We start from the raw sequence: 7,814 nt of genomic DNA, 5'->3' as shown, positions 1-7,814 counted from the left end.
AAAAACCGGATACCGAACCAAGGATTTTCAGATGACCGTACTCGTACTGGATAACCCGGAGCTGATTGCCAATGCCGCGATAGCCGCCGGCTTCACCACTGCCACTTTCGAGGCCGGAACCAGGCGCCCGCACCGCATAAAGTTCCATTACGGCTTCAACAAGCACTCGGTGGACAATGATGACATGGCGTTCCTCCAGCAGCATGCCGCCTATCTGAAGGAACACCCTTCCGTCAGCGTCAGGATTCATGGCCACTCCGACAACTTCGGCTCGGAAGACTACAACCGGTTCCTCTCCCGATTGCGGGCCAACGCGGTAGCGCGGATTCTCATGCAGGAAGGGGTTGCGGAATCCCGCATTCTGATGAGCCACTGGGGCTCAGCCCGACCTCTGGCAACTCCGGAAGATCGGGCTGCCAACCGGCGGGTTGAGCTGGAATATCTGACTCTGGATGTGGCCCGGGCGCTCTGACAAATCGCCTACAGACGAAAAAAGGGGGCCAGGCCCCCTTTTGGATTCGCTCTCTGCAAATCTTGCCAGTAGCGTTTCGTTAACCGTAAACCTGCCAGACGTTCCACAGCAGCAGCAATGCAGCCACCAGGATTGCCAGCCAGGTCAGCAGGATGCCGATCATCCGGGCCCAGTGGGTGCCGCCGCGACCGTTGATCATGCCGAAGGCATGCAGAATACGGCCAACCACCAGCGCCATCCCGGTCCAGTAGATCAGGCCGCTGGCAACGCCGTTGAGTTCAGCGATAGCAAGCATGATCAGACCCAGAGGGGCGTACTCCACCAGATTGGCGTGGGCCCGGACAGCCGCCTCAAAATCCTGGTCGTCGGCGGTGCCGAGACCCTTTTTGTACTTCAGACGAAATTTGACGACCTGAGCCGACAACACCAGTAAAAGAATGCCAATTACTGCGGCAAACACTCCGGTTACGGGTACGATCATGCTCAGGCCTTCTTGATTGCGCTGACGATCGCCAGAAGCAGCACCGCACCCACCGTTGCGGTCACCAGCTCACCGACAGCACCCTGGGCCGCCAGCCCCAATAGCCGGAATACGAAACCGCCGAGAAACGAGCCGACAATACCAATACCGATGTTGGCCAGAATGCCAAATCCACGGCCTTTCATGATCAGACCAGCCAACCAGCCGGCCACACCGCCGATAATCAGAAACAGAATCAGGTTCATCTCTTGCCTCTCCCTGAGGGTCATTGAACGAAACAACCGTCCCGCAAGACTGCCCTGTTTCCAGTGGTGCTTCAAGCACTTCCAGGGAAGGGGATTACAGTGCGGCAATGGCCTCAGACATTTGCCGGTGGCATCGGGCCATCAGTTCCGGAATATCCTCGGCGGTAAGGCCCTCGGTTTCGATGGGCGGCAGAACCCGGATGGCTACCGATTCACGGCGGCCGCTCCAGCCTTTCGCCTCATCAGCATATTCCTGCACACACACCATGGTGATCGGCGCTCCGGATGCCACTGCTGCGTGAAACGCGCCTTTTTTGAATTTCTGCAGGCCACGGCCCTTGCTGCGGGTGCCCTCGGGGAAAACCCAGAGACTTTTCCGGTCCCGGGCAATGGCACTGCTTGTGGCCTTCATAACCGCAACGGCCTTGTGGGAGCGTCCGCGATTGAGGATCACGTTGCCACCAAGCCAGAACACCTGGCCAAAGAAAGGCACCCAGACCAGTGACGATTTACCGACAGTTACGGTTCGCGGCGGCAACAGGTCGCCCACAACAAACAGATCGTCATTGTGCTGATGGTTGGCAATGACGACCGTGGGCCGGTCCTGCGGCATGTTCTCCCAGCCTTCCAGCGGCCGTTCCATACCGAGGACTGCCCGCCCGAAACGCGCCACAGCACGCGCCAGGAAACGATTGTTATCCGGGTTGAACGGCCTTGCTGCGTAGAAAACCAACGCGAAAAGGCAGATGATCGGTACGCTCAGCCACGCCAGCAGTTTTCTGATAATACCCATGCAACCACACTCTGCAGCCAAATTTTGGCGCACAAGTGTACGCCAACTTTATATTCCGGCAACAGTGTCAATTTGCTCCCTTTGTTTGCCCTTTGCCGAGGCCCTTACCACGTAACGAAGCGGCCCTCCGGCATCGACACTGTCGAACGGGTAACAGGTCACCAGCAGAAGCGTCCCCTCCGGCAAACGCTGGGTGTCAATCAGCTCTGAACGGCTATCCACCACCCGGGCACCGTCTACATGGTAACTCTGCCACCGGCCATCCCGGCCTTGCAGGCGAACCTCATTGCCGGTCTCCAGCGCTTTCAGGCTCCGGAAATGGGTATCCCGGTGCCCGGCAATGATCACGGCTCCGCCATGATCCCTGCTTCCGGTTAACCGGCCTGGACCAAACGCCAGACTCTCGCCGTGGGTATCGGCCAGAACAATCATCGTGTCGTTCAGCTCCGGAATGGCCAGGCGAGCTACCGGCCAGGTGTCCGCCCAGGGCCAGGGCCGTGAGTCCGTCTGCCGGGCCTGACTTTCCGCCCAGGCCATCTCCAGTAATTCCTGGGCAATAACCGCCTTGAGCGGAATCCATAACCCGAATACCAACAAGGTAGCAGAGCTGGTCAATAACAGTAACAGGAGCCTTGTCATGGGAACGCCCTCCTCTGCAGCAGCACAATCGCCAGGGAAAACATCAGCCCGACCAGGCCGAGCGCAATCAGCAGCGGCGCCGACGTTGCCGTCTGCGGATAGCGCAGCATGCCGTCCTGGCTGCCCGCCGGCAGAAGAGTGGGCAAATTATCCGATTCCATTGGCGTTTCTGGGCTCCGGGCCGGCGTGGAATCCACGGCCACAAAACTGGTGTAGGCCGACATCAAGCCATGGCTGACCGCCAGCTCGGTAATGCCGGCCTTGTCCGGCTCCCGGCCCGTCACCCTGGCCTCATCCTCCAGGCTGTCGATCTTCTCTCTCGCCCAATGCCGATGAAGCCCGGTTGCCGGGGCGGCCTGCTGCAGGTCCAGCGTTCTGGTCCAGTCCTTGCCACCCGGCAGGCGACCCGACACCTTCAGTTCCCCCATGGCCGGAACACCGCGCACCACATGAACCAGCGGCTCGCCCTGGAACAGATCGCCCGAGCGCCTCGGAAATGACTCCTTGCCTGTCTCCTGGCCTGGCCAGTCGACCCGGATGTCCGTCAGAACCGGCGACTCCATGGCCGAAAACAGCGCCTGCAAAGGACCGTCCACATCGGAAGGCGAGTGGATCGCCGTATAAGTGCCCCGGCCCCAGCGGGCAGCCTCACGCATGAAATGCCGGTTCGGCGCAGAACCAATGCCTACGGTAAACAACCTCTGGCTGCCCAGTTGCTGACGGATCTGCCGGAACAGCGCCGCCTCATTGCCCACTGCGCCATCGGTAATGAAGATGACCTGGCGCACCCTCGCCCCGCCTTCAGTCTCGCCTGCACCTTCCAGGGCTCGGGACAGGGCCGGTGCCATCTCGGTACCGCCGTCGGCCCGCAGACGGTCAACGTACCGACGGGCCCGGGCGAGGTTATTGCCGGTCGCCACTTCCGGTTGCATAAACAGCGAGTGAGTCTGGCTGTTGAACTGAATCACATTGAACCGGTCACGTGGCGTCAGCGTGTCCAGACCGGCCTGAAGGGCACTTCGGGCCTGACGGATCGATTCCCCCGCCATGGAACCGGAGGTGTCGATCACGAACACCAGATCCCGGGGCAGCGCCATGGTGCCGTTTTCGCCCGGCACCAGCATCGCCATGAGATAGTCCTCACCCTGCCAGGACTGGTGAAAAACCGCTGCGGAGGGTTCCAGCCCGGCAACCGGACGCCACCGCACCACGAAATCACGATTCATCAGGATCTCGCCGCCATCGGGACGAATCCTGAAAGTCTGGCCATCCTGACTGGTCGCGAGACGGTGGGACGGGCTGGAGACGCTCTCCAGCGGCAGCCCGGAATCAATCACCAGATTAATCACCGCCCGGTGGCTGTCGGCCGCCACATCATCCGGGGTTACCGTAAACGGACTGATGGCACCGGCATCCGGCACCTCGGTCGTCGGCAGCGCCCACCCGCCTTGCCACTGATCCGGTGCGGTGCTGACCGGCGCTCCCGGCATGTAACGCGGCGTCAGCGTGGTCGGCACAGTGAGCTCGAACACCCCGGCCTGATACTGCACCGGTTGCTGGTACTTCAGCTTAACCGAAACCGTCTCCCCCGGCGGGATATTGGCAACCCGGGCAGTAAAAAGATTCGGACGCTGCTGCTCCACATTCGCCGCATGCTGCCCGGCCTGCTTTGCTTTCTCATAGGTCTGCAGCGCCGTCTCCCTGGGCTGCACCTTGCCCTCAATGGTCCGCTCCCCCACCGTCATCGTCAGACCGTACACACTGGCCTTCTCGGGCAACGGGAACACGAAAACGCCTTCGCGCCACTGGTCGCTGGTATTCTGGAAACTGCGCAGCAACCGAGTGTCGGCAATCAGTCCGCTGACCTGAATGTCGAATTCACTGTCCAGCACCAGCGCCGGTTCCTGCCATTGCCCCTGGCCGTCGACAAAATGCAACTGGCCGACCTTGTCTGCCTCATTCGCCTCGGCATACAGTGGGTGAACAAACAGCATCAGCAAAACTGCCAGCCAGAGGCTAATTCCCTCACAGATCTGCTTGAAACGACGGTGCAGAAAGCGGCTCATGAAAGAGGCCAGCGCCGGGTACCTTCCGAAACCGTGCGGAGCCATGGATGGCGGAGCCGAGCGTACAGGGACGTATTCACAGCGTGTTTCGGAAGGTACCCGGCGCTGGCCGGGCGGCAGACTCTTATCAGAAGAAGTCGAGTAGAGCTGCAAGAGAGAATTGGAGAGCATCATGAGAGAATCCTTGTGACTGCATGACTGTGCGAAACACCGCCATTTCAGCAATCCGGAGAGGAACTCCCATGGCAGAAAGCGACAAACCACCCTCAAAAAATGATGAATTATGGCAACAACGACCTGCGCGCTTGTTATCAGCACCTGCCGTGGTTAAATAGGCACACACCGGCAACGGGAAGCAGCCGCCACCATGAAGAAACACGTTGTACTGATCGAAGACGAACCCGCCATCCGCGACAACTACCGCGCCGCATTCGAGCGCCGTGGCTATCGCGTGACCGCCCATGGCGACCGGTCGTCGGCCTGGCAGGTGTTGCGGCAGTCCTTGCCGGACCTGGCCATCATCGACGTTGGCCTGGGCGATGAGCCGGAGGGTGGCTTCGCCCTGTGCCAGGATCTGAGGTCACTGTCCCAGACCCTGCCGATTATCTTCCTGACCGCCCGAGACAGCGACATCGATTCCGTCCACGGTTTGCGCCTTGGGGCCGATGATTACGTCACCAAGGACATGAGCCTGGACCACCTGCTGGCCCGGGTTACCGCCCTGCTCAGGCGGGCCGACGCCTGGGCCGAAGCCCTGCAGAAACCGGACGAGGTGCTCGAGCGGGGCAAACTCTCCCTCAATGTGGATCGCATGACAGTGGCCTGGGATGAAACGCCCATCGACCTGACCGTCACTGAATTCTGGATGCTGCACTCGCTGGTTCAGCACCCCGGCCATGTCCGCAGCCGGGAACAATTGATGGAAGCCGCAAGCACGGTGCTGGATGACAATACGGTCACCTCCCACATCAAGCGTATCCGCCGCAAGTTCCAGCAGATTGACGCAACCTTTGACGGCATACAGACCGCCTACGGCATGGGCTACCGGTGGAACGCCCGTGAGGTCTGAGTCTTGAATCTCAAGCGCCAGCTGTTCGTTGCCAGCCTTCTGATGCTGCTGATCCCCTGGGCGGGCCTTCAGTTTGTTCTGGAGCTGGACGATGCCCTTCGCCAACAGGCCCGGCAGCAACTCCAGGCCCAGGCCGAAAGACTGGCCGCGACTGCCGGCGATCAGATCATCGGTACGCCGGTGGTCCGGCCCGGTGAGCCCGCCATCTACGTGGAACCTTTTGCCGGCAACCTGAACCTGGATGGTTACGCTGACGATTGGCCAGGATATGACGAGGCAAACCAGACCAGAAACTGGCAAAGGGTCACCAGCGGCAAAGCCGGGGAAACGGCTCTGCAATGGCAGGCCGCTACCGATAGACGGAACCTGTACCTGCTAATTCGCGTTAGCCATAGGCAACCCGTGTTCTTTAATCCCGGCAGCCCGGAACAGGCCCATGACCGGCTGAGGCTCTGGCTAGAGCCCTCAGGCGGCAACCTGGCCCAGGAATCCGGCCGGCAGTCCTGGTTACTGCGCACACCGGCTCCCGGCCAGCTCTATGGCCTTGAAGAGAAAGGCGGCCAGCCTGACTATCGCCTCTCCGGCTTTTTGCAGGGCGCCGGTGATGGCTGGCAGCTGGAACTGAAACTGCCCATGCCTGTCGACCGCAGCCGCCTGGGTTTTGCGGCCTTATGGGGCAGTGATCAGGTAACCGGCGTCTCCACGTCGGTTGATCCATTGCCGGTGCTGGTCAGTCGAAATCTCGCCCTGGAGCGACAGCTGGAACCACAACTTAACCCCGGCCAGCAGGCCCGACTGGTTGAACCGGCCGGATGGGTCATCGCGAGACAACAGGCTGACTCAGCCGTCACAGCGCCAGAGTTCGATAGTCTCAGCCCGGTGCAGGTGATCGAAAAGATCAGTCTCAATGCACTCAGGGGCCTGGTGCGCCTTTACCAGCCAGAACCCACCTCAATCGAAACCGACACCAACCGTGTGGACGTTGAGGCGCTACCGGAAACGAGCCTGGTCCGTCATGAAGATGACAGCGTCTGGCTGCTGACCACCCGGGAGGTTTTCGGTGGCCGCACGCTGATTCTGGAGCAGTCGCTGGATCAGCTTCTTACCCTCTCCGGCTCTGCCCTCGGCTCGGTCATTGCCCGCAGCACCCTCATCATTGTCGCTCTCACCCTGGTTCTGCTTGGCTATGCCAGCTGGTTGTCCTGGCGGATTACCCGGCTGCAGCGTGCTGTCAGCGCCAGTATTGATGAAGACGGCCGGATCACGGGCAGAGTGCCGGATGCCCGAAGCAAGGACGAACTGGGCCAGTTGCAGCGACACTTCAGCCTGATGGTGGATCGTCTCCACGGGTACAACCGCTACCTGGAAAGCTTCTCCCGGCGACTCTCTCACGAACTTAAAACACCTGTCGCTGTGGTTCGTTCCTCGCTGGAAAACCTCAACCACAGCGATTCGGAGGAAGAGCGCAGGCAATACATCGAAAGGGCCGCTTCCGCCACCGAACGCCTCCGGCAGATACTCCATGGCATGAGCGAAGCGGCGCGTCTGGAGCAGAGCCTGGACCATGCGGATAAAGAACAGTTCGATCTGGCGGAGGTGGCCGCAGAAGCAACCGCTGCGTATCAGGCCCTCGACAGCAGCCATCAGATCCGCTACTCGGGGCCGCAGGCAGGCTGCAAGATCACGGGTTCGCCAGAACTGATGGTGCAACTGCTCGACAAGCTGGTGGATAACGCCCGGGATTTCACACCACAGGATGGACTGATTGAGGTAGGCCTGGAAACAACTTCGGAAGGGCTGTGTCTGTCGGTCTTCAATGAGGGTTCAACGCTGCCCGAAGACACAACAACTGACATCTTCAGCCCCTTCGTTTCAATGCGGGACGGCCAGGAACAGGGCCACCTTGGACAGGGGCTACTCATTGTCAACCTGATTGCCGACTACCATGGTGCCCATGTGGAAGCCCGGAACCGCGCCCAAGGTGGCATTGACGGTGTGTGCTTCCGGGTTATGATCCCAGCTATCCACTCTTGACCACAGGACCACCCT

At 60.5% G+C, this 7,814-nt stretch carries 8 protein-coding genes; 3 read left to right on the top strand and 5 right to left on the bottom strand.

Annotated features, from left to right (window positions below):
* On the top strand, positions 1–472 hold a 472-nt coding region (locus tag KYE_RS16835; protein ID WP_008175783.1), incomplete at its 5' end, for an OmpA family protein.
* Between the two features lie 79 nt (positions 473–551).
* On the opposite strand, the gene KYE_RS16830 is transcribed toward KYE_RS16835, so the two are convergent.
* The 5 genes from KYE_RS16830 to KYE_RS16810 form a co-directional block, all read right to left on the bottom strand.
* Complete coding sequence (locus KYE_RS16830; protein WP_008175782.1) at positions 552–953, bottom strand: MAPEG family protein; 402 nt, start codon at positions 951–953, stop codon at positions 552–554.
* 2 nt (positions 954–955) lie between these two features.
* The gene (locus KYE_RS16825; protein WP_008175780.1) at positions 956–1,198 is read right to left on the bottom strand and encodes a GlsB/YeaQ/YmgE family stress response membrane protein; all 243 of its coding nucleotides are present in this window, start codon (positions 1,196–1,198) and stop codon (positions 956–958) included.
* 94 nt (positions 1,199–1,292) lie between these two features.
* Positions 1,293–1,991, bottom strand: coding sequence for a lysophospholipid acyltransferase family protein (locus KYE_RS16820; protein ID WP_008175778.1), 699 nt, complete (start codon positions 1,989–1,991; stop codon positions 1,293–1,295).
* A 48-nt stretch (positions 1,992–2,039) separates the two neighbouring features.
* Positions 2,040–2,630 carry a class GN sortase gene (locus KYE_RS16815; protein ID WP_008175776.1) on the bottom strand — a complete coding sequence of 197 codons (591 nt, stop codon included), beginning with the start codon at positions 2,628–2,630 and terminating at the stop codon, positions 2,040–2,042.
* Positions 2,627–4,696: a marine proteobacterial sortase target protein gene (locus KYE_RS16810; RefSeq protein ID WP_100169516.1), complete on the bottom strand. Its 2,070-nt coding sequence runs from the start codon at positions 4,694–4,696 to the stop codon at positions 2,627–2,629. The genes KYE_RS16815 and KYE_RS16810 overlap by 4 nt, the downstream gene beginning before the upstream one ends.
* 367 nt (positions 4,697–5,063) lie before the next feature.
* Here KYE_RS16810 and pdsR point away from each other — a divergent pair, with 367 nt between their 5' ends.
* Positions 5,064–5,765, top strand: coding sequence for a proteobacterial dedicated sortase system response regulator (gene pdsR / locus KYE_RS16805; RefSeq protein ID WP_008175773.1), 702 nt, complete (start codon positions 5,064–5,066; stop codon positions 5,763–5,765).
* Positions 5,766–5,768: 3 nt separating this feature from the next.
* The gene (locus KYE_RS16800; protein ID WP_008175771.1) at positions 5,769–7,799 is read left to right on the top strand and encodes an ATP-binding protein; all 2,031 of its coding nucleotides are present in this window, start codon (positions 5,769–5,771) and stop codon (positions 7,797–7,799) included.
* Positions 7,800–7,814 lie beyond the last annotated feature (15 nt).

This window comes from Marinobacter manganoxydans MnI7-9, from assembly GCF_000235625.1.
Taxonomy (GTDB): Bacteria; Pseudomonadota; Gammaproteobacteria; order Pseudomonadales; family Oleiphilaceae; genus Marinobacter; species Marinobacter manganoxydans.
The sequence above is the reverse complement of the archived record's forward strand: the minus strand, read 5'-3'. Positions and strand labels throughout refer to the sequence as shown.